Source organism: Cupriavidus sp. USMAHM13 (genome assembly GCF_001854285.1).
Taxonomy (GTDB): Bacteria; Pseudomonadota; Gammaproteobacteria; order Burkholderiales; family Burkholderiaceae; genus Cupriavidus; species Cupriavidus malaysiensis.
On sequence record NZ_CP017752.1, the window covers coordinates 2,730,383 to 2,749,559 of the forward strand.

General features: G+C 69.0%; 14 protein-coding genes. 7 read left to right on the plus strand and 7 right to left on the minus strand.

Features of this window, described 5'->3' with window-relative positions; translation table 11 throughout:
- The first annotated feature begins 276 nt into the window (after positions 1-276).
- On the plus strand, positions 277-1,686 hold the full coding sequence (locus BKK81_RS30195) for a DUF2252 domain-containing protein (RefSeq protein WP_071022655.1): 1,410 nt from the start codon (positions 277-279) through the stop codon (positions 1,684-1,686).
- Between the two features lie 31 nt (positions 1,687-1,717).
- On the opposite strand, the gene BKK81_RS30200 is transcribed toward BKK81_RS30195, so the two are convergent.
- Positions 1,718-3,355, minus strand: coding sequence for an ATP-binding protein (locus BKK81_RS30200; protein ID WP_083384562.1), 1,638 nt, complete (start codon positions 3,353-3,355; stop codon positions 1,718-1,720).
- Positions 3,356-3,435: 80 nt separating this feature from the next.
- Between BKK81_RS30200 and BKK81_RS30205 the strand changes: the two genes are divergently transcribed.
- Positions 3,436-4,041 (plus strand): response regulator transcription factor, encoded by a 606-nt coding sequence (locus tag BKK81_RS30205; RefSeq protein ID WP_071020632.1) that lies wholly within the window; start codon positions 3,436-3,438, stop codon positions 4,039-4,041.
- A gap of 70 nt (positions 4,042-4,111) precedes the next feature.
- Here BKK81_RS30205 and BKK81_RS30210 read toward each other — a convergent pair whose 3' ends face one another.
- Together BKK81_RS30210 and BKK81_RS30215 are read right to left on the minus strand one after the other, a co-directional pair.
- A complete protein-coding gene (locus BKK81_RS30210) occupies positions 4,112-7,282 on the minus strand; it encodes an efflux RND transporter permease subunit (RefSeq protein WP_071020635.1) in 3,171 nt (1,056 codons plus the stop codon).
- Positions 7,283-7,346: 64 nt separating this feature from the next.
- A complete protein-coding gene (locus tag BKK81_RS30215; protein ID WP_071022658.1) occupies positions 7,347-8,555 on the minus strand; it encodes an efflux RND transporter periplasmic adaptor subunit in 1,209 nt (402 codons plus the stop codon).
- Positions 8,556-8,720: 165 nt separating this feature from the next.
- Here BKK81_RS30215 and BKK81_RS30220 point away from each other — a divergent pair, with 165 nt between their 5' ends.
- The 4 genes from BKK81_RS30220 (at position 8,721) to BKK81_RS30235 (ending at position 13,416) form a co-directional block, all read left to right on the plus strand.
- Entirely contained in the window at positions 8,721-10,268 is a 1,548-nt protein-coding gene (locus BKK81_RS30220) for an efflux transporter outer membrane subunit (protein WP_083384564.1), read from the plus strand.
- Between the two features lie 8 nt (positions 10,269-10,276).
- On the plus strand, positions 10,277-10,945 hold the full coding sequence (locus BKK81_RS30225; RefSeq protein WP_071071889.1) for a DUF746 domain-containing protein: 669 nt from the start codon (positions 10,277-10,279) through the stop codon (positions 10,943-10,945).
- A gap of 180 nt (positions 10,946-11,125) precedes the next feature.
- Positions 11,126-12,706: a long-chain-fatty-acid--CoA ligase gene (locus BKK81_RS30230; RefSeq protein ID WP_071020640.1), complete on the plus strand. Its 1,581-nt coding sequence runs from the start codon at positions 11,126-11,128 to the stop codon at positions 12,704-12,706.
- A 290-nt stretch (positions 12,707-12,996) separates the two neighbouring features.
- Positions 12,997-13,416 carry a hypothetical protein gene (locus tag BKK81_RS30235; RefSeq protein WP_071020643.1) on the plus strand — a complete coding sequence of 140 codons (420 nt, stop codon included), beginning with the start codon at positions 12,997-12,999 and terminating at the stop codon, positions 13,414-13,416.
- Between the two features lie 133 nt (positions 13,417-13,549).
- On the opposite strand, the gene BKK81_RS30240 is transcribed toward BKK81_RS30235, so the two are convergent.
- The 4 genes from BKK81_RS30240 to cls all read right to left on the minus strand — a co-directional run bounded on the left by BKK81_RS30240 (position 13,550) and on the right by cls (position 17,882).
- Positions 13,550-14,827, minus strand: a complete 1,278-nt coding sequence (locus BKK81_RS30240; protein WP_071020646.1) for a cation:proton antiporter — start codon at positions 14,825-14,827, stop codon at positions 13,550-13,552.
- 149 nt (positions 14,828-14,976) lie between these two features.
- Positions 14,977-15,420, minus strand: a complete 444-nt coding sequence (locus tag BKK81_RS30245; RefSeq protein WP_071020648.1) for a hypothetical protein — start codon at positions 15,418-15,420, stop codon at positions 14,977-14,979.
- Between the two features lie 264 nt (positions 15,421-15,684).
- Positions 15,685-16,392, minus strand: a complete 708-nt coding sequence (locus BKK81_RS30250; RefSeq protein WP_071020651.1) for a TetR/AcrR family transcriptional regulator — start codon at positions 16,390-16,392, stop codon at positions 15,685-15,687.
- Between the two features lie 56 nt (positions 16,393-16,448).
- On the minus strand, positions 16,449-17,882 hold the full coding sequence (gene cls, locus BKK81_RS30255) for a cardiolipin synthase (RefSeq protein ID WP_418235916.1): 1,434 nt from the start codon (positions 17,880-17,882) through the stop codon (positions 16,449-16,451).
- 479 nt (positions 17,883-18,361) lie between these two features.
- Between cls and BKK81_RS30260 the strand changes: the two genes are divergently transcribed.
- Positions 18,362-19,108, plus strand: a complete 747-nt coding sequence (locus BKK81_RS30260) for a response regulator transcription factor (protein WP_071020654.1) — start codon at positions 18,362-18,364, stop codon at positions 19,106-19,108.
- Positions 19,109-19,177: the final 69 nt, after the last annotated feature.

Sequence of the window (19,177 nt, forward strand, 5' to 3'; positions counted from 1 at the left end):
GCCGGGCGATCCATTTCCCTGCCCCTGGCGGACCGGCGGGGAGATGCGGGCAGGGAGATGCAAAAGCCCTCTCCACACACGCGCTTGACTGCTATGCTCCTGTCGCATGGACAGAATCCGTCCCGCCGCGGCCGGGGACGCGCGCCACCGCGGCGCCGCGCCTGGCGCCCGCCAGGAGAAAGCGATGCGGTATCCAGCTGCAACCAGGACATTTCCTTCACGCCGGTCCCGCCCCGGACCCGCTGCGTCCGCCTGCGTGACGGAGAGCGGCGCATGATGGCGCAGACCTCGCCGGCAAACCGTGCGGCGGCCGGGCGCGCCGTACGCGAGTACATGAAACGCTCCGCCCACGCCGAGGCCGGCAAGCCCGAGCGTGACGCCATCGCCCTGCTCGAACAGAGCAGCGCGGGTCGCGTGCCCCGCCTGGTACCGCTGCGCTACGGCCGCATGCTGGCCTCGCCCTTCGCCTTCTTCCGCGGCAGCGCCATCCTCCAGGCCCATGATCTCGGCCGCCTGCCCGGCACCGGCATGGCCATGCCGATCTGCGGCGACGCCCACCTGCTGAACTTCGGCGGCTTCGCCACGCCCGAGCGCCAGCTGGTATTCGATCTGAACGACTTCGACGAGGCCGACGAGGGCCCGTGGGAATGGGACCTGAAGCGGCTGGCGGTCAGCTTTATCCTGGCGGCGCGCCACCTGCGCCTGAGCCGCGGCACCGCCGAGGCGATGGTCGAGGCCGTGGTGCGCCAGTACCAGGCGCGCATGCGCCGCTATGCCGAATACAGCGCGCTCGAACTCTGGTACGACCGCATCACCTTCGAGCGCATGCTAGAGACCGCGCTCACCCCCGAGCGGCGCCGCGCGATCCGCCATGGCATGGAACGCGCGGCCACGCGCACGCACGACACCATGCTGGAAAAGATGGCGGAGCTGCGTGACGGCACCTGGACCATCCGCGAGATGCCGCCGGCGATGTTCCACGTGCACGGCGTGAACTCCCTGTTCGACGCCGACGACGGCTGGCTGCGGCTGGACGACTGGCAGGAACTGGCCGGGCAGATGTTCGCGCGCTACCTGAAGACGCTCGCACACGACCGGCGCGCGCTGCTCAGCCACTTCCGCGCGCACGACCTCGCCTTCAAGGTGGTCGGTGTCGGCAGTGTCGGCACGCGCTGCCTGGTGCTGTTGATGACGGACGACCTGGGCAAGCCCATGTTCCTGCAGATCAAGGAAGCCAGCCCGTCGGTGATCCGGCGCAGCCTGTCGGGCAAGGCGGCGGCCCACGAGGGACAGCGGGTGGTGCTCGGCCAGCGCGTGCTGCAGGCGGCCAGCGACATCTTCCTCGGCTGGTCGACCGGGCCGACCGGACGGCATTTCTACTTCCGCCAGCTGCGCGACATGAAGCTGTCGGCAGACATCGAGCTGTTCGATCTCGACGTGCTGGAAGGCTACGCCAACCTGTGCGGCTGGAGCCTGGCGCGCGCCCACGCCAAGGCGGGCGGCAAGGCCATCGAGATCGCCGCCTACATGGGCCGCAGCGACCGCTTCGTCGAGGCCCTGCTGAAATATGCCGCGAGCTATGCCGACCAGGTCGAGCGCGATTACGACGCCTTTGCCGCCGCGTGCCGCTCAGGGCGGCTGGAGGCGCGCACCGACGAGGACATGATCGCCGACTTCCGCGTCTGAGCGCCGCGCGCCGGCGGCCCGCCCCGCGCGGCTACGGCATGCGGCGCGGCGGCGCCACGCGCGGCAGCACCACGGTGAAACGCGATCCGCGCCCCTCGCGGCTGTCCACCGCTACCTCGCCATGGTGCAGGTCGACCACCAGCTTGACCAGGTAGAGCCCGACGCCCGCGCCCACGGTGCCGGCCACGTTGGCGCCGCGCACATAGCGCTCGAACAGGTGGGCCACATCGTTCTCCGGGATGCCGATACCCTGGTCCTCGACCGACACGGCGAGGGCGTCCTTGCGGCTCTCGATGGCAATCCGCACCGGCGACCGCGCCGGCGAGTACTTGACCGCGTTGCCGACCAGGTTGCTGAAGGCCTGGAACAGCAGGCGCGGATCGCCGTGCACGTACTCGGCGGCGGCGGCGTCGAAGGCCTCTTCCAGCTGCGCGCTGGGCGAGCTGTCGCGATGCATCTCGCAGACCTCATGCAGCAGCTGCGGCAAGGCGAAGTCTTCGCTCTGCGGTGCCGCCATGGCCACGCTGTCCATCAGCTGCGACGAATCCAGCAGGCGGTCGATCAGGCTGGTCATGCGCTGCACGGCTCCGCGGATCTTGCCGCAGCGCTCCGCCAGCGCCTCGGCCGAGAGCGGCTCGCGCATGCGCAGCAGGCGCTGCGCATGGCCGTCGATCACATTCAGGGGCGTGCGGAATTCGTGTGATGCCATCGAGACGAAATTGCGCTGCAGCTCGGCCATGCGGCGCTCGTTGGCCAGGGTCTGCTCCAGCCTGGCGGTCTGCGCCGCCAGCACCGCCTTGCTGCGCTCGAGTTCGCGGGTATTGTCGCGAAAGCGCACCACCGCGCGGGCGATGTCGCCGATCTCGTCCTGGCGCTGGGCGCCGGGAATGTCCACGTCGGGGTCGTTATCCGAGATGCGGTGCATGCGCTCGACCAGGCGCGCGATCGGCGTCGACACCGCGCCGACGATATAGGCCACCGCCGCCACCGCCAGGCACAGCGAGATCAGGATGGCGCCAGCGATCAGCCGGCGTGCTTCCTCGTAGGCCTGTGCCTCGCGTTCGGTGGCCTCGGCCGCCCCCGTCACATTGCGCTCGGTCAGCACCGACAGGGTGCCGTTGGCGGCGCTGAAGGCGCGGCGCGAATCGCCGTGGTATAGCTGGATGGCGCCGGGCATGTCGCCGCTGCGCACCAGCGCGCTGACGCGCAAGGCGGCCTGCCGGTAGGTGGCCCACTCCTGCGTGAACTGCTGGAACAGCGCCAGCTCGGCCGGATCGTGTTCCAGGCGGCTGTAGCGCGCCTCGCCGCCCTCCACGATATCGTCCAGGCGGGCGATCTCCTGTTCCGCGGCGTGCAGGTCGGCGCGTGTGCTGGCGATCAGCAGGTCGCCCTCGCTGCCGCGGAAATCCGAGATGTAGTTGTTCAGATCCCCTAGAATACGGTTGCTCTGCAGCCAGCGCCCGCTGATCTGGGCCGAAACGCTGTGGAAGCTCGCCAGCCGGTCGATGCTGAACACGCCCACCCCGGCCACCAGCAACAGGAACAGCACGAACACCAGCGACAGCCGTACCCGGATCGGGCGCAACGCCGGTATGCCCGCGCGCCGGCGCGCCACGGGCCGCTGCGGCTTGGCTGGCGCCGTAACGGACGCCTGACTCGGATGCTTCATAAGATACGCATGATGAAACCTGCCTGCCCGCACCGGGCCGGCGCGCGGGCCGCCCCGGCCCGCCCGCCGCGGAGACTGCCATGAACGCCGCGCGGCGCAAGATCCTCTGCATCGAGGACGATCCCGAGACCGCCGACCTGATCGCGGAAGAACTGGTCGACCGCGGCTTCGCCGTCGACATCGCCCACGACGGCCAGCAAGGCCTGGCCGCCATCCTGCGCGACGCCCCCGACCTGGTGCTCTGCGACGTGAGTATGCCAGTGATGACCGGCTTCGAGTTGCTGGAGCGGGTGACCGCGCTGGCGCCGCGCTTCGCCGACATGCCCTTCATCTTCCTGACCGCGCTGGCCCAGCGCGAGGCGGAATTGAAGGGGCGCCGGCTGGGCGCCGACGACTATGTCACCAAGCCGGTGGACTTCGACATCCTCGCCAGCATCGTCGAGACGCGGCTGGCGCGCGTCGCGCGCCAGCGCCCCGCGCTGCCCGCGGTCCACTTGAGCGAGCGCGAGATCGAGGCCCTGGTGTGGTCCGCGCGCGGCAAGACCTCGGGCGAGATCGCCACCATCCTCGGCCTGTCCAAGCGCACGGTGGACTTCCACATCGACAACGCGCGCGAGAAGCTCGGCGTCGCCACCCGCATCGAGGCGGTGGTCAAGGCCGCCTCGGCCGGCATCATCAAACCCTGAGGATCGGGCTCTGGCGGCGGCAGGCGACGGCGGCCGCGCGCCGCCACCGCCAGGCGCTGCGCACCCGCCGCTACACCCCCGATTCCGCAGCCGCGCCGCCCTCGCCGTCGGGCTGCGCATCCTTGCCGAGGAAGACCATGCGCAGCGCCGGCACAATCACCAGCAGCATGATCGGCCCGACCAGCATGCCGCCCACCACCACCGTCGCCAGCGGCCGCTGCACCTGGCTGCCGATGCCGGTGGAAATGGCCGCCGGGAACAGGCCGATACAGGCCGACAGGGCCGTCATCAGCATCGGCCGCATGCGGTGCTGCGCGGCATGGAACATCGCTCCGCCCGACGGCATGCCCTGGCCGCGCAGGTCGTTGTAGTAGGTGATCATCAGGATGCCGTCCATCACCGAGACGCCGAACAGCGAGACGAAGCCGATCGCCGCCGAGATGCTGAAGTCCAGCCCGGTCAGGAACAGCGCGGCCACGCCCCCGGCGATGGCGAAGGGGATGCCGGCCAGCGCCATCAGGCTGTCGCGCAGCGAGTTGAACAGGCCGTACAGCAGCACCAGGATCATCAGGATGCTGATCGGCACGATCACCTCCAGGCGCTGCTTGGCCTGCTCCAGTTCCTCGAACTCGCCGGCCCAGTCGATGCGATAGCCTTCCGGCAGCTTGACGTTGCGCGCGATGCGCGCCTGCGCCTCGGCCACGGTACCGCCCAGGTCGCGCCCGCGCACGCTGAACTTGACCGGGATGAAGCGCTGGTTGCGCTCGTGGAAGATGTACGAAGCGCCGGTGTCCAGCGTGATGTCGGCCAGTTCGCTCAGCGGGATATAGGCATTGCCGCCGCCCGAGGTCTGGTAGGCCACCTTGAGGTTGCGGATGGCATCGATGTTGTTGCGATACTCCGGCGCCAGGCGCACCGTCAGCGCGAACTGCCGGTCGCCTTCCAGCACGGTGGTCGCCTGCGTGCCGCCCAGCGCCGCCTGGATCACGGTGTTGACGTCCCCGGTGTTCAAGCCGTAGCGCGCCGCCGCGTCGCGGCGGATGCGGATGTTCAGGTTGGGCTGGCCCATCACGCGGAAGACACCGAGGTCGGTCACGCCCTTGACCTGCGACATCTCGCGCTCGACCTGGTCGGCCAGGCGCTCCAGCGTGTCGAGATCCCGCCCGACGATCTTGACCGAGTTGGCGCCCTTGACGCCGGACAGCCCTTCCTCGACGTTGTCCTGGATGTACTGCGAGAAGTTCAGCGCGATGCCGGCGAACTCATCGTTGAACTCCTTCTGCACCTGCGCCACCAGTTTTTCCTTGGTCATGCCGGCGGGCCACTGGTCGAACGGCTTCAGCGGCACGAAGAACTCCGCATTGAAGAAGCCCGCGGCATCGCTGCCGTCATCGGGGCGGCCATGCTGGGACACCACCGTGGCCACCTCCGGGTGGCGCAGCAGGATCTGGCGCATGCGCGCCACCGGCTGGACCCCTGCCTCCAGCGAGGCCGTCGGCGGCATGGTCGCGCGGATCCACAGGTTGCCTTCCTCCAGCGCCGGCAGGAACTCGGTCCCCAGGCGCGACATCAGCACGCCGGTCAGCACCAGCACGCAGGCGCCGACGACCACGGCGAAGCGCTTGTTCGACAGCGACCACTTCAGCGTCGGCGCGTAGACGCGGTGGAGCGCACGCACCAGCCAGGTTTCCTTCTCCTCGATGTCCTTGGGCAGCAGGTAGCTGCACAGCACCGGCGTCACGGTGAAGGTGGCGATCAGCGCGCCCAGCAATGCGTAGCCGTAGGTGCGCGCCATCGGGCCGAAGATCTGTCCTTCCACGCCCTGCATGGTGAACAGTGGCACGAAGGCGGCCACCGTGATGGCGGCCGAGAAGAACACGGCCTTGTCGACCTGCAGCGCGCTGACGAAGATCATGCGCATGCGCTCCGGCACGCGCATGCCGAGCACGCGAGCCTCGCGGCTGGCCAGCAGCCGCGCCTGCTCGGCGGCCGGCATCTGCAGGTTGCGGAACACGTTCTCGACCAGGATCACCGAGGAGTCGACGATGATGCCGAAGTCGACCGCCCCCACCGAGAGCAGGTTGGCCGACTCCCCCACCAGCACCAGGATCATGATGCTGAAGAACAGCGCGAAGGGGATATTGACGCTGACGATGATGGCGCTGCGCAGGTCGCCGAGGAAGACCCACTGGATGAAGAACACCAGCAGGCAGCCGAACAGCAGGCTGTGCAGCACGGTGTGCGTGGTCACCGCCACCAGGGAGGATCGGTCGTAGTAGGGATCGATCCTGACGCCCGCCGGCAGCGTGCCGTCGCTGTTGATCTTGTCGATCTCGGCCTTGACGCGGGCCACCACCTCGTTGGTCTGCAGGGTGCGGTTCATCACCACCACGGCCGTCACCACATCATCCTCGTTGTCGCGCCCCGAGCGGCCCAGGCGCGGCGTGAAACCGACCTTGACCCTGGCCACGTCCTTGATCAGCACCGGCACGCCGTTGCTCTGCGTCAGCACGATGTTCTCGATGTCGGACACATCCTGGATCAGGCCGACGCCGCGGATATTGACCGACTGCTGGCCGAAGTTGATGGTGCGCCCGCCGACATTGGCGTTGGCATTGCCCAGCGCGGTGACGATCTGCGGCAGCGTGACGTTGTAGGCCTCCAACTTGTGCAGGTCGGCATCGACGTCGTATTCCTTGGTGGTGCCGCCCCAGCTCACCACCTGCATCACGCCCGGCACGGTCTTCAGGCGGCGCTGCAGCACCCAGTCCTGCAGCGTGCGCAGGTTGGTCAGGCCGAAGTGCGGCGGCCCCTTGAGCTGGTAGCGGTAGATCTCGCCGACCAGGCTGGAGGACTGGATCTGCGGCTGCACGTTGTTGGGCAGGCTGACGTTCTGCTGCAGCGCCAGCGCCGCCTGCGTGTAGGCGAAGTAGTAGTCGATGCCGTACTTGAACGTCACGCGCACGAAGGACAGGCCGTAGAAGGATGTCGAGCGGATGCTCTCGACGCCGGGCGTGGCCGCCAGCCCGACTTCCATCGGCACCGTGTAGTAGCGCTCCATCTCCTCGGCCGACAGGCCCGGCGCCTGCGCCGTGATCTCCAGGATCACCGGCGCGGGATTGGGATAGGCCTCGATGTTCAGCTTGGAAAAGGCGAACAGGCCGGCGCCGGCGAACACCAGCAGGAACAGCAGGATCAGCGGCCGGCGAGTCAGCGACAGCTTGAGAAGGGCACTCAGCACGGATTTACCTCTTGTTCAGCTCGATGCTCATCGGGTATGGATGGATTCGGTGCGCATCGCCGGCTCAGGTGCCGGACATGGCGGCGGCGTTGCTGATGAAGAGCGCGCCCTCGGTGGCGGCCAGCTCGCCCGGCCGCAGGCCGTCGACGATCTGGATCACGTCGTCCTGCATCAGGCCGATCTTCACCACGCGGCGCGTGAAGCGCTTGCGGTCCGCGGTGACCCAGGCGGTCATGGTGCCGTCCCCTTCCCGCACCACGCCGTCCACCGTCAGCGCGGGCGATCGGATCGGCTCGCCGGTGCGGATCTCGAACGAGGTGAACATGCCGGGGCGCAGTTCGTGGTGCGGATCCTGGATCTCGGAGCGCACCAGCACGCGGTGCGTGCCGGCATCGACGGTGGCACCGATCGAAGTGACCTTGCCGTCGAACACGCGCCCGGGGAAGGCCATCACCTTGACCTTGACCGGCTGGCCGACGCGCAGCAGCGGGCTGTCGGTCTCGGGCACGAAGGCCTGCATCCACATGGTCGACAGGTCGGACACGGTATAAGGCGCGGTGCTGCTGCCCGGCTGCACCAGCAGTCCGGGCTGGGCGTTGCGCGCGGTGACGCGCCCATCGATGGGGCTGGTCACGGTCAGGACGGGATCGGTGCGGCGCTCCTTGATCATGCGGTCCATCTCGGCCTCGCTCTTGCCGAAGATGGCGACCGCATTGCGCGCGGCCTTGTAGGCGGCGTCCGCCGTCTGCTGATCGGCAACGGCCTGGTCCACGTCCTTCTGCGCGTTACCCTGGATCTCCAGCAGCCCGCGCGCGCGCTGCAGCGCGCGCGTGGTGAGCTCGCGCGTGCCGGCCGTGGAGATCAGCGTGGATTCCGCCTGCACCAGGTCGGGACTGTCGATCTCGAACAGGGGCTGGCCCTTGCGCACGTCTTCGCCGATCCTGGCAAACGCGCGCCGGATCCTGCCCTGGTTGGTGGGGAACACCTGGACCGACCGCTCCTCGTTGAAGTCGACGTTGCCGATGGCCTCGCGCCGGTTGGCGAAATCGCGCTCCTCCACCGGGGCCACCTTGACGTGCTGCATCTGCCCCTGGTTGAGCGTGACTTCCTGCGCACCGCGCACGGTCGCGGCCGGCGCCGAAGCGGGCCCGCCCGCAGGCGGGCCGTAGAGGGCTGTCGGCTGCGTGTGCCCGGACAGGCCTAACACCAGTCCTCCCACCACGACAGCGGCGGCCGTCGCCCCGATGGCGGCGGATTTGACATCGATTGGCACGGCGGACCCCCACAGATAGCGCAAATTTGCCCGCATCATGCTTGCACCAATGGGGGGCAGTCTACTGTGAGGAATCACAGGACTGTGACGAATCACAGTATTCGGCCTGCGGGATCGCTCCTAGAATCGCTGCACATTCCAGCCGGACGCCTGCAGGCCGTATCGATGTCTCTCCCCAACCGCACGCCGCAGACCGGGCCATTCCGGTGGCAACGCAGCACCCTGGCCGCCGCCGCCGCGGGCTGTGCGCTGCTCTCGGCCTGCGCCTTCGGCCCGGATTTCAAGACGCCTGCTGCACCGGCCACGGCCGGCTACACGCCGGCCCCGCTGCCGGCGCAGACTGCCGCGGCAGCAACCGTGGGCGGCGAAGCCCAGCGCTTTGTCGCCGGCATGGACATTCCGCGCCAGTGGTGGCAGCTGTTCCAGTCGCCCAAGCTGGACCGCCTGATCGAAGATGCCTTCCAGGCCAGCCCGACGGTGGCCGCGGCGCAAGCGGCACTGAGGCAGGCGCACGAGAACGTGAAGGCACAGCAAGGGGCCTTCTTCCCAACCCTGCAAGCCTCGTACTCGCCCAGCCGCCAGCGCAACGCGGTCGGCACGATCTCGCCGACGCTGACTTCCGGCGACGAATACTTCACCCTCCACACCGCGCAGCTGGCGATCAGCTATGCACCCGACGTGTTCGGCCTGAACCGCCGCCAGGTCGAATCGCTGCGCGCCAGCGAGGAAGCGCAGCGCTGCCAGGTGGAGGCGACCTACCTGACGCTGGCCTCGAGCCTGGTCGTGGCCGCGATCCAGGAAGCGGGCCTGCGCGCCCAGATCCACGCACAGGAGCGCATCGTCGAGATCAATACCCGCCTGTTCGACAATCTCCAGCGCCAGCAAGGTCTGGGCGCGGCCAGCGGCCTCGACGTCGCGGCGGCGCAGACCCAGCTGGCGCAGGCCGAGCAGGCGCTGCCCACGCTGCGCAAGCAGCTCGCGCTGCAGCGCGACCAGCTTGCCGCCCTGACCGGCAAGCTGCCCGCCGAAGGCCCGGAGGACACCTTCACCTTCGCCGACTTCCAGTTGCCGCGCGAACTCCCTGTCTCGCTGCCGTCGCAACTGGTGCACCAGCGCCCCGACGTGCGTGCCGCCGAAGCCAACCTGCATGCGGCGACCGCGCAGGTCGGCGTGGCGATCGCGAACATGCTGCCCCAGCTGACGCTGACCGGCAGCCTGGGCGGCAGCTCGACCGTGTTCAGCCAGATGTTCAACGACGGCAACGTGTTCTGGAGCCTGGCCGGCAGCGCGACCCAGACACTGTTCGCCGGCGGCACGCTGCTGGCGCGCAAGCGCGCTGCCGATGCCGCCATGGCCCAGGCCGAAGCGCAGTACCGCGAGACCGTGGTGGTTGCCTTCCAGAACGTGGCCGACACCCTGCATGCGCTGGACGCCGACGCGCTGGTGCTGCAGGCGGCCCTGAAGTCCGAACAAGCGGCGAACCGCACGCTCGACATCACCAGCAGGCAACTGGAACTCGGACAGATCAACGTGCTCGCGCTGCTCAACGCCGAACAGGCCTACCAGACCACCGTGCAGGCCACCGTGCAAGCGCGCGCCAGCCGCTTCGCCGATACCGCCGCGCTCTACCTCGCCCTGGGTGGCGGCTGGTGGCACGGCGACACCTCTTCCATCGCCGCCGGAGACAGCGGCGCCAAGACAAGCCAACCATGATTCCATCCATGCGCCAGCACTCCGCCCTCCGCACCTGCACCGGCCTCGCGTCCACCGCCGGCGCGCAGCCGCGCCCGACGAGCCTGATGCACGTGAGCAGCGGCAACCGCAACCGCGGCGATGCGGAGCTGGCCGCCTATCTCGAGGCCGCCTGGCAGGTGCTGCGCAGCGAGGCGGCGATCGCGCCGGCCTGCCCGCACTGCGGCGCGGACGATGCCCATGCCTGCGCGCCGAGCGGCGACGAACTGCCCCAGTTCCGCTGCCGCCATTGCCGGCGGCGCTTCACCCGGCTGAGCGCCACGCCGCTGGCCCGGCTGCGGCATGTCGATCGCTTCGCGCAGATCTTCCCGCTGCTGGCGCGCAGCATGTCGCTGGCGGAAGCGGCCCGGCAACTCGAAGTGAAGGCGGAAACGGTGGCGCACTGGTCGACGCAGATCCGCCAGTGGCTGCTGATGCTCGACCCGAGCGGCCAGTGGGAACGCCGGGTACAGCTCGGCGTCCACTATGCGGTCGTGCCGGCAGGCACGCCGCGCCGCCTGGAACCGCGTCCGGCCGGTTGCCGCTGCATGCTGGCCGGTGCCGGAGGCGAGGCACGCCCCCTGCCCCAGGATGGCGAACTCGGCCTGGAGGGCCCGCTGCTGCTGCGCGTCTGCCCGCAGTGCGACAGCGCGCGCTAGGCGCGCGGGCCGCCCGGATGGCCCGGATGGCCCGGATGCCTGGAAGATCCCGGTCGCCGGCAAATATGCCGTTTCCGGCATAAGCAAACTTCCAAAGGTTCTTTCCCCTGCGGCGCGGCGCGCCTTATAGTTTTCGGCTTTACCCGGCAGACATCGCTGCCGGCGAGCCGGAGACAAGACTTGAAGCACAGCCAGACCCTGGGCGACACCCTCGCCTGGCCCGCGCGCTACCTGCCGGGCAAGACCGCTCTCGTCTACGGGCATGGCGCGCAGCGCCGTGCCTGGACCTTCGCCGAACTCGATGCGGAGGTCAACCGGCACGCACACGGCCTGCTGTCGCTGGGCATCGGCAAGGGCGACGTCGTCGCTGCCTTCCTCTACAACACCCCCGCCTTCGTCTTCAGCCTGCTGGCAGCGGCGCGCATCGGCGCGGTCTTCAATCCGGTCAACTACCGGCTCGCCGCGCAGGAACTCGCCTTCATCCTGGCGGATGGCGGCGCCAAGGCCCTGCTGTTCGAAGCGGAGGGCGCCAACGTGGCGGAAAAGGCCGCCACGCTGGCGCCCGCGACCACGCACTGGATCTATGCGGACGAGGATGCGGCGCCGGCTTTCGCCACGTCGCGCCTGTCAGCCCTCGCCGCGGGCCGCCCCGCCACGGCACCTGGCATCGCGGTGGACGAGGACGATGACTGCATCCTCATGTACACCAGCGGCACCACCGGCCGGCCCAAGGGCGTGCTCCATACCCACCGCAGCAAGCTGGCGCACAACGCGCTGATGCACCAGGCCATGCGCCTGTCGCGCGAGGACGTCGGCCTGTCCGTGGCACCGCTGAACCATACCGCCGAACTGCACACCAGCTTCCTGCCGCGGCTGCAGGTCGGCGCCACCCAGGTCCTGCAGCGGCGCTTCGACGCCGCCGAGGCCCTGCACCTGATCGAGAGCGAGCGCGTCACGCATTTCTTCGCGGCGCCCACCATGGTGGGCATGCTGCTCAACCATCCCGACCTGCCGGCACGCGACCTCGCCTCGCTGCGCCTGGTCGAGTACGGCGGCGCGTCGATGGCCCCGCACCTGGTGCGCGAATGGGACCGGCTCGTCGGCGCACAGTTGATCCAGGTCTACGGCACCACCGAGATGGGCCCCTGCATGTCGGTGCTCTATCCGCACGAGCAGTTGAGCCACCCCGGCTCGGCGGGCACCCCCGCGCTGAACCACGACCTGGTGGTGGCGCGGCTGCGCGACGATGGCGCCCCGACCGATCCCGCCGACGCCTGCGCCCCGGGCGAGGCGGGCGAGATCCTGGTGCGCGGCCCCTGCATGATGCGCGGCTACCTGAACCGGCCCGAAGCCAACGCGCGCGCGCTGGCCCATGGCTGGTACCACACCGGCGACGTCGGCGTGCTCGATGGCGACGGCTACCTGTGGATCCGCGACCGCATCGACCACATGATCAATTCCGGCGCCGAGAACGTCTATCCGCGCGAAGTGGAAGATGCGCTGATCGAGCACGGCGACGTGCTCGAGGTCGCCGTGCGGGGCGAGGCCGATGCGGTCTGGGGCCAGGTCGTCAGCGCCTACGTGGTGCCGCGCGACGGCGCCGCGGTCGACGCCGCCACGCTCGACCGCTTCCTCGTCCACGGCGACCGGCTGGCCGCCTACAAGCGCCCGCGCCGCTACCACTTCGTCGCGGCATTGCCCAAGACCACCAGCGGCAAGATCCAGAAGCACCTGCTGCAAGCGGCTGCGCAGGCAGCCTGAGCCAAGTGCAGGCGGGGCCGTCCGGCGCCCGCCGCCCGACCCCGGGTAGCGCGGCCGGCACGCAAGCCGCGCGTGATCCGGCGGCCGCCCTTCGCTGGCCCTCGCCTCCTCAAGCGCCAGCCGCCCCGCAGCGCCAATCGGGACAAACCGCATGCGGGAAACTCGCTAGGGCTGGCCGCTGGCTGGACCGATAGCCTCTGCCTATACTGGCAAGCGCGTCCGAGCACTGGCTGGAAGTGTCCGGCACGACATCGGGATCCGCTTAGCAACACTCAGAAAAGGAGGAGAGCATGCCCAGCGAACAGTTCCTCGCCATCCAGGAGAATCGCCGTTCAGGCCTGAGAGCCCTGCGCGCGGCGCTGCTCCAGGTGCACAAGGAAGTGATCGGGTATGACCGAGGTCAATATGAACGCCTGTACGGCCCGATTCCAGCGGGGCAGTTCGTGCAGATCGTGACCGAGGATGCCTACTTTCGCTGGCTCGACCCCCTCTCGCGCCTGATCATCGAGATCGACGAAGAACTCGACAGCAAGGAACATCACGACGAAACCTGCCGCGCGGTCGCCGCGGCCAGCGAAAAGCTGTTCAGCCAGCGCGGAGACCCGGCCTTCTGCAAGCGCTACCAGGAAGCGCTGCAGGACGAATCCGGCGTGATCGTGGCACACGGGCAGTTGATGAACGTCATCGGCCAGCTGCGGCAGCTCACCTGAGCGGGGCGAGCACGCCGCCGGGTGAAGCCGGAAACGTCCTCGCATGCGGGACAGGTGGCGCGATGCCGGTGACCTGTGACCTTGCTGGTAGCCGCGCCGCTGGCCCGGGTCCCGCATCCCTTGATGCAGGCGACTAGGCCGGCTGTGCTGGCTGTGCGGTATCGGCGCGCGCCCCCGGCCCTGCGCCCAGGCGCCTGACCAGGCGGCCCAAGGTGGTGGCCTGGACCAGCAGGCTGAACACCACCACCACGTAGGTCACGCCGATCACTATCTCGCGGCCGTCGAAATCCGGCAGCGAAAGCGCCAGCGCGATCGAAATGCCGCCGCGCAGCCCTCCCCAGGTCATGATGGTGGCGGAATGCGGGTTGAGGCGGCGGAAGCGCTGCAATGCCAGCAGCGGCACGGCCACGCTGACGGCGCGGGCTGCCAGCACGACGGGAATCGCTACCAGGCCGAGCCAGACGATGTGCTGTTGCAGCGAGAGCGCGATGATTTCCAGGCCGATCAGGCCGAACAGGACGAGGTTCAGCAGCTCGTCCAGCAGCCCCCAGAATGAGAACAGGTGTTCGCGGGTCTTCTCCGACATCGACGTCGCCGCACCGTGGTTGCCGATCACCAGGCCCATGATGACCACCGCCAGCGGTGCCGACACGTGCACGGCTTCGGCCAGGGCGTAGCCGCCGATGGCCAATGCCAGCGTGATGAGGATTTCCACGGGATAGCTGTCCACGCTGCGCAACAGCAGCGACGCGCAGTAGCCGACCGCCGCGCCCAGCGCCAGCGCACCCGCCACCTCGCGCACCAGGACCGTGGCCACGTCCGGCGCGGAAAGCTCCTTTGCGCCTGTGGCCAGGCCCAGCAGCGTCAGGAAGGCGACCACGGCGGTACCGTCGTTGAACAGGGACTCGCCGGCGATCTTGGCCTCCAGGCTTTCCGGCGCGCCCGCCTTCTTGAGTACGCTGAGCACGGCGATGGGATCTGTCGGCGAGATCAGTGCGCCGAACACCAGGCACCAGGGCAGGCTGATCGGATGGCCGAGCCACTGCGCGGCAAAATAGAATCCGGCGCCCGCCGCCAGGGTGGAGATCAGCACACCGATCGTGGCCAGCAACAGCACGGCGCGCCGCTGCTGGCGCATCCGTGACAGGTCGACGTGCAGCGCGCCCGCGAACAGCAGCAGGCCCAGCAGGCCGTGGAATACCACTTCGGGGAAATCGATGCGCGCCACCAGGGCGCGCGCTTGTGCCACCAGTTGCGGGTGGCTGAAGCCGAATGCCGACACCGCCAGGCAGGCGACGATACCGACGGCGGTAATGCCCAGCGTGTCGGGCAGCTTGATGAAGCGATGGTTGATGACGCCGAAGACGGCAATCAAGGCGAGCAGGACACCGGTCCCTTGAAAGACACTCATAAGCAGATGAACTCCATGCTAAGGAAAAAGGTCGGCGAACGCTTCGCCGCCTGACTGAAAAGGAGGAGTGTGTAGGAAGCCGGTGCCCTTCAGGACTAGGCATTGGCGCAATCTACCCTGCGGGAATACTCCAGAACCTGGCGGGCCGGCTAGCGGCCGCGTCCACCGGAGCGGCCGCCCGCCGCCGGAGCGCCCGCGCGGCTGCCGCGCCAGCCCCGCCGGTCGGCGTAGCCTCCGCGGTAGCCGTGGTAGTAACGACCGTAGTAAAGACCGTAGCGGAATCCATGCCGATAGCCGTACCGATAGCCGTACCGATAGCCGTAGAAGGGGCTGTCGACCCCGACAGAGAAGGCACCGAAGCCCGGCCACCCCGGCCCGTCGTAATAAGAGGGCCGGATCGGCCCTCCAAAGGGATAGGGATGGGCATAGGGCACGTAGCTGTCGTCGCAGGGCCAGCCGTCGCAGGCGTAGGGCGAGGCATTGGCCGGATAGCGCGGACAGCCCCGTTCGGCATCGCCCGGGAAGGCCGGCTCGCCGGCGCAGGCGCCCAGCAGCAATGCCGCGGCGGGTACCAGCAGCAGTGAGCGCATCATCCCGGCCCTGCTGTCGCGGCCCTTGACGCTGGTTTGCCGATCATTCAGATACTTCCAAATAGCCTTGCGGACTACTCCCAAACAACTCGCAGGCGGTTGCAAATAAAGTTCTACCGCACCCTGTCCCCCCGACGGGGTGTCCCGATCTGAGGCCCACACCCCCATCTGCCTGCACCGGCAGATGCGCCTCATTGACGTGCTGCGATGCATCGCGCATCGCAGCACTTTTTTTGCCAGCGCGCTCCCCCTCTGCGGCCGGCTGGATTACAGGCCCTGCTCCACCATGTCCAGCAGCCGCTGGCCCAGCACCGCTGTCTGGCCCTTGCCGAGCCGCCGCAGCGGTCCGTCGATCAGCAACATCGCCATCCCGTGCACCGCCGACCACGCCAGGTACTCGGCCCCGGGCCGGCGCGCCGCCGGCAGGACGCCGGCCTCGACCAGCCCGTCGAGCGCGGCCTCCAGCAACTGGAAGGGATTCCGCCCGCTGCGCCCGGCCATGGCCGGATCGGCCGGCATCTGGCCACCGGTGGCGGACTCGTGCACCGGCTCGGCCACGCTGAACGCGGTGCGGAACAGCCCGGTCTGCGCCTGCGCGAACTTCAGGTAGCCGGTGCCGACCGCGCGCAGGCCGCCACGCGCGAACGCGGCGGCGTCGGCGCCGCGCCGCAGCCTGGCCAGCTCGGCCTCCATCGCGACCGCCAGGGCCGACAGCGCGGCAGCGCGCACGGCGTCCAGCAGCGCCTCGCGGCTGGCGAAATGCCGGTAGGCGGCATTCGGCACGACGCCGGCATGGCGCGTCGCCTCACGCAGCACCACCGCGCCCGGCCCTCCTGCGCGCGCCAGTTCGACGCCGGCCTCGAGCAGGGCACGTCGCAGGTCGCCATGCCGGTAGGTCTCGCGGCGCGGCGGCGACGTGGCGGCCGGCGCCGAGATGCGATGGCGGGAAGGCGGAGCGGGAACGCGCGATGTCATAGTAGACAGTGTACACAAGCAGCCGCGGCCGGTGACCGGCGGACCGGCCCCACGCGTCAGAGGATGGGCGCGAACAAGGACGCCACGTGGGTGGCCACGCGCAGCAGCGCGGGACTGCGCTGGTACTCTTCCTTGTCGATCTGCCTGGCTTGCGCGAAATCCGCTTCCAGCATCGTCTCCACCTCGGCGGCGAAGCCGCGGTCGGCGGTCAGCAGCATCAGTTCGAAATTCAGGCGGAACGAGCGGTTGTCGAGGTTGGCGCTGCCGACCGCAGCCGCCACATCGTCGACCAGGATCACCTTCTGGTGCAGGAAGCCCGGCTGGTAGCGATAGATCTTCACGCCCGCGCGGACGGCCTGGTAGGCATACAGCTTCGACGCCGCGTACACGACCTGGTGATCGGGGCGCGACGGAATCAGGATGCGCACGTCGACGCCGCGCAGCACCGCCAGCCGCAGCACCGCGAACACCGCCTCGTCCGGCACGAAGTACGGGGTCGTGATCCACACGCGGCGCCGGGCCGACTGGATGGCCTCGACGAAGAACAGGGAGCAGGTTTCCTGTGGATCGGCAGGCCCGGAGGGTACGAGCTGGCACACCATCGCGCCGGCCGGCCCGGGCGGAGGCGGCAGCAGGCGCGGCACCTCGCGCGCGGCCCAGTACCAGTCTTCGGCGAAGGCCATCTGCAGATCGAGCACTACCGGACCGCGCACCGCGATATGGGTATCGCGCCAGGGCGCCAGCGGCGGGCGCTTTCCCAGGTATTCATCGCCGACGTTCAGCCCCCCCGTGAAGGCCTGCTCGCCGTCGACCACGACCAGCTTGCGGTGATTGCGGAAGTTGAGCTGGAAGCGATTGACGAAACCGCGCCGCGTGGCGAACGCGCGCGCGCGCACGCCGGCCGCCATCAGCGCCTGCACATAGTGCCTGGGCAGCGCATGGCAGCCGATGCTGTCATAGAGGAAATAGACCTGCACGCCGGCCGCCGCGCGCTCGCACAGCAACTCCAGCAGGCGTCGGCCGAGTCCGTCGTCGTGCACGATGAAGAACTGCACCATCACCACTTCGCGCGCCTGCGCGATCGCGGCGAAGATCGCCTCGAAGGCGGCCTGTCCATTGATCAGCAGGCGCACGTCGTTGTTGGCCAGGCAGGGCACGCCGGTCAGGCCCGGCAGCGCGCGCATGGCCGCGAGCGGCGGCTCGGCCACCACGCTGGCGCGCCTGGCCTCGCGCTCGCCGGCCTGCATGCCGGCGGTCAGCTCGCGCAGCCGGTCGGTGTTGAAGCGCCGCGCGCTCACGTAGCCGGCGAAGCGGCTGCGCCCGAAGATCAGGTAGGGAACCAGCGCCAGGTAGGGCATCAGCACCAGCGAGCCAGCCCAGGCGATCGCCCCCGGCGCCGTGCGCACCGTCATGATGGCGTGCAGGGCCGCCAGCATGCCGATCCCGTGCAAGCACAGGACGATGGTCGCGATGGTGCTGGGGCTGGACATCAGCGGGTATCTCGCATGCGCAAGCAAGAGTGGCGATGCCGCTATTCTGGCATAGGCGGCGGCGCATACGGCACTGCAGCAGCGGCAGGATTCCCCCGGGCGCGAGCGGCTTCCGGCTCGCGCCGGGGCCAGGGGAAGCCCCAAACCGCACATTACAGCATGCTCCTGCTCATTTTTTGCGCACGCCGATGGAAACACGCAAACAACGGGGTGGCGGCGCCTGGACGGATGGGTTATCCACACTTCGTGTGGATAAGACGCCCGTTCTTCAATCAATGACTGCAAGACCATACAAAGCCCGCTTGACGGCCGCTTGACGCAGCGAGAATGCGCCGGCTCCCGCCGGCAATGCAGACGATTCCGAAACTGACAAGCGCCCCCCGTGCTTATGCTGGCACGCGGTTCCAGGCCGGCTCCGCACCTGGTTCCCACCACGCACCCCAAGGCCGTGGCAACCCGACCTTCGCTTCGCAAGCTCCATGTCAGCCACTCTTCCCGTCGCCCTGCTGACGTCCTGTGCCTCCCAAGCCGCCAGTCTGCCCACCCAGTTGGACGATGCCGGCTTCGCCTGCCAGACCTTCCGCCGCAGCGCTGACCTGCTGCACGGCCTCTGCCACGGTCCATTCTCGCTGCTGCTGGTCGAGGCGACCACTCAGGACTGGCACGCCGCCGACGTCATCCGCGCAATCCGCAACCTGCGCTCGCGCCACCTTCCGATCCTGATGCTCACCGACAGCGCCGACGAAGAGCGGGTGCTCGAGGCCTTCCTCGCCGGCGCCGACGACTGCGTCGCCTGGCCGCAGCGCCCCCGTGAACTGCTGGCGCGCATGCGTGCGCTGAGCCGGCGTCCCGCGCCGGGAGCGCCGACGCGTGGCGGCAATCTGCGCGTGGGGCCCTATACGCTGCACACGCAGACGCAGCAGGTCACGCGTGCCGACGGGAAATGCATCGGACTGACCACCAAGGAATTCGAACTGGCGCTGCTGCTGTTCGCCAATGCCGGCGAGGTGCTGTCGGGCGACCGCATCGAGAAAGCGGTCTGGGGCCGCGAGCTGCCGCCGCTATCGCGTGCCCTCTCCGGCCTGGTGTCGCGCCTGCGGCGGACGCTCAGGCTGCACGAGGAGAATGGCGTGCTGTTGTCCGTGGTCTATGCGAGGGGCTACCGGCTGGACGTGCTGCCTGGCCGGCACGCCTCCGCCATGCGGCGCCGCCACGCGTCACGCTAGCCCATCGCATCATGAAACGGGAGGTGGAGGCCATGCCAGGCACCGACCCCACCGACCGCTTTCAGGGAT

Bases quoted from the DNA above. Each gene is read 5' to 3' on its own strand.
- BKK81_RS30195 (WP_071022655.1), top strand. From the start codon at position 277: ATGGCGCAGACCTCGCCGGCAAACCGTGCGGCGGCCGGGCGCGCCGTA.
- BKK81_RS30200 (WP_083384562.1), bottom strand. From the start codon at position 3,355: ATGAAGCATCCGAGTCAGGCGTCCGTTACGGCGCCAGCCAAGCCGCAG.
- BKK81_RS30205 (WP_071020632.1), top strand. From the start codon at position 3,436: ATGAACGCCGCGCGGCGCAAGATCCTCTGCATCGAGGACGATCCCGAG.
- BKK81_RS30220 (WP_083384564.1), top strand. From the start codon at position 8,721: ATGTCTCTCCCCAACCGCACGCCGCAGACCGGGCCATTCCGGTGGCAA.
- BKK81_RS30225 (WP_071071889.1), top strand. From the start codon at position 10,277: ATGCGCCAGCACTCCGCCCTCCGCACCTGCACCGGCCTCGCGTCCACC.
- BKK81_RS30235 (WP_071020643.1), top strand. From the start codon at position 12,997: ATGCCCAGCGAACAGTTCCTCGCCATCCAGGAGAATCGCCGTTCAGGC.
- BKK81_RS30240 (WP_071020646.1), bottom strand. From the start codon at position 14,827: ATGAGTGTCTTTCAAGGGACCGGTGTCCTGCTCGCCTTGATTGCCGTC.
- BKK81_RS30245 (WP_071020648.1), bottom strand. From the start codon at position 15,420: ATGATGCGCTCACTGCTGCTGGTACCCGCCGCGGCATTGCTGCTGGGC.
- BKK81_RS30250 (WP_071020651.1), bottom strand. From the start codon at position 16,392: ATGACATCGCGCGTTCCCGCTCCGCCTTCCCGCCATCGCATCTCGGCG.
- cls (WP_418235916.1), bottom strand. From the start codon at position 17,882: ATGTCCAGCCCCAGCACCATCGCGACCATCGTCCTGTGCTTGCACGGG.
- BKK81_RS30260 (WP_071020654.1), top strand. From the start codon at position 18,362: ATGTCAGCCACTCTTCCCGTCGCCCTGCTGACGTCCTGTGCCTCCCAA.